The organism is Mesorhizobium sp. (assembly GCF_024509055.1).
Taxonomy (GTDB): Bacteria; Pseudomonadota; Alphaproteobacteria; order Rhizobiales; family Rhizobiaceae; genus Mesorhizobium.
Window position 1 is genome coordinate 1 of sequence record NZ_JANINM010000281.1, and the last position, 2,234, is coordinate 2,234.

The following is a 2,234-nucleotide window of genomic DNA, read 5'->3' on the forward strand; positions in this document are numbered from 1 at the left end:
TCATCGCCCAGTCCTTCGAGCGCATCCACCGCTCGAACCTGGTCGGCATGGGCGTGATCCCCTTCGTCTTCGAGGACGGCACCTCATGGGCCTCGCTCAACCTGAAGGGCGACGAGCTGGTCGAGATCGACGGGCTGGACCAGATCAAGCCGCGCCAGAAGATGGTCGCCAAGGTCACCTATGGCGACGGCACGGTGAAGAACGTGCCGATCATCTGCCGCATCGATACGTTGGATGAGCTCGACTACTTCAAGAACGGCGGCATCCTGCAATACGTGCTGCGCGATCTGGCTGCGTAGTCGACGAATAAAGGAGTAGGGCAGTAGGGGAATAGGGAAAGACTCTCCTTACTGCCTTACTGCCTTACTGCCTTACTGCCTTGCCCTTCGGCGCTCCGAACCGCGCCGTCGCCGCCAGCAGCACTGCCAGCATCAGCCCGTTGAAGATGTGCCAGAGGAAATGCGTGCCGAGCGGGAAGCTGGCGCAGACGATCGGATCGATCATGCGGCAGATCACCGAGACGACGAAGATCGCCGATCCCGCCAGATTGTACCAGCCGGCCTGATTGCCTCTTACCGCCGCCCAGACGCCGAAGAAGGCGAGGGCCAGGAACGGCGGCAGGTATCCGGTCGTGCCGTTGGAGGCCTGGCGCAGCCAGTCCGGCACGGCGAAGGTGATGGCGCCCGCGACCGCGTAGAAGACGATGAAAACGGCAATTGCCTTGCCCCATTCCATGCCGAGGAAACGTCGCAGGTTGAATAGGGTATAGGCCAAAGTGAAGCCTGCGATCGGCAGGACATCGGCCCAGATCGTCAATCTTGTCGCGAAAGTGTGGAACAGCGTCGAGCCGATGCCGATCGCTACCACCCACCAGGCCAGAACCTCGGCGAAGGTTCCGGCCTGGTGCCGCCGCACTTCCCAGATACCCCACAGCCCGGCCGCAATGAACGCGAGGTTGGTCAAAGCATTAGCCGGCTCGGCCCAAAGTCCAGGCCCGGTCCGTTCGCAATAGAGATCGACAGGCGTCAGGAGAGTTTGCCACATGGTGATGAGCCGCCTTCGGAATCGAACCGCGTGATGAAATGGAATGACTTCTCCTATTGCGCCCTTACCTGTGGTTGCAATGACAAAATTTCACCGCAACGTGACTTCCCGTTGACAGGCGCTTCTGCCACATATTTTAGCAATCAGAACAAGGCCGGCATCACCGGCGTGAATTGGAAAAGTCATGGCATTTCGAGGACCATTGCGGCTTGCGGCACTTGCGCTGGTCCTGTCGGCATTCGCCGGTGCCGCGACGGCCGAGACCGAACCCCAGACTGGCAAAGCCGACAAGCCTTTGGGCGTGGTGGAGCTCTTCACCAGCCAGGGCTGCAGCTCCTGCCCGCCGGCCGACGAATTCTTCGCCGAGCTGGCCGGCAAGGAGGACATCGTCGCGCTCGCCTATCATGTCAATTACTGGGATTATCTCGGTTGGCAGGATACGCTGAGCACCAAGGAGAACACCGAGCGGCAGTATGACTATATGCGCGCCTTCGGCAGCCGCTCGGTCTACACGCCGCAGGCCGTCATCAACGGTCGCAGCCATGTCAACGGCGCCAGCCGCAAGGAAGTCGATGGGGCGCTGGCCCGGCTCGACCGGACCGGCGAGGGCATGCGTGTCGGCATCAAGGTCAGCCGCACCAGCGACCGCGTCATGATCGATGCCGGGGACGCGGGCGGCGGGCCGAGCGACGCCCATGTCGTGATCGTCTATTTCGACCCGCCGCAGATGGTTAAGATCGGCCAGGGCGAAAACAGCGGCCGCAGCCTGACCTATTGGAACGCCGTGTCCGACATCCAGATTGCCGGCATGTGGCACGGCAAGGCGCAGCGCTACGAAGTTCCGATGACCGAGATTTCCAAGAAGGGCGGCTGCGCGGTGCTCCTGCAATCGGTCGGCAAGGACGGCATGCCGGGACCAATCCTCGGCGCTGCCTTCATCCACAAGCCTTGAGCGTCTCTTAGAGGGCATCTCCTTCTCCCCTTGCGGGAGAAGGTGGATCGGCGTGCAGCGCCGAGACGGATAAGGGTATTCCAGCGGAGTGAGACGCTGGTGGCATCTGGAGCACCCCTCATCCGTCGCCTTCGGCGACACCTTCTCCCACAATGGGAGAAGGGAAAATCACTTCACGCGCATTAAAAAACCGGCGTCAGCTTGCTTCTGACGCCGGTCATTCAGGTTTTGGGATCGT

General features: G+C 61.4%; 2 protein-coding genes and 1 pseudogene. 2 read left to right on the forward strand and 1 reads right to left on the reverse strand.

Translation table 11 applies throughout. The features are described 5' to 3' along the window. Positions 1-299, forward strand: a pseudogene (locus Q0L57_RS13060) (aconitate hydratase); the annotation flags it as partial. A 64-nt stretch (positions 300-363) separates the two neighbouring features. Here Q0L57_RS13060 and Q0L57_RS13065 read toward each other — a convergent pair. After that, positions 364-1,044 carry a ceramidase domain-containing protein gene (locus Q0L57_RS13065; RefSeq protein ID WP_296743231.1) on the reverse strand — a complete coding sequence of 227 codons (681 nt, stop codon included), beginning with the start codon at positions 1,042-1,044 and terminating at the stop codon, positions 364-366. A gap of 184 nt (positions 1,045-1,228) precedes the next feature. Between Q0L57_RS13065 and Q0L57_RS13070 the strand changes: the two genes are divergently transcribed. Then, on the forward strand, positions 1,229-1,996 hold the full coding sequence (locus tag Q0L57_RS13070; protein WP_296743233.1) for a thioredoxin family protein: 768 nt from the start codon (positions 1,229-1,231) through the stop codon (positions 1,994-1,996). Positions 1,997-2,234 lie beyond the last annotated feature (238 nt).

Coding starts and splice junctions, on each gene's coding strand:
- Q0L57_RS13065 (WP_296743231.1), bottom strand. CDS start 1,044: ATGTGGCAAACTCTCCTGACGCCTGTCGATCTCTATTGCGAACGGACC.
- Q0L57_RS13070 (WP_296743233.1), top strand. CDS start 1,229: ATGGCATTTCGAGGACCATTGCGGCTTGCGGCACTTGCGCTGGTCCTG.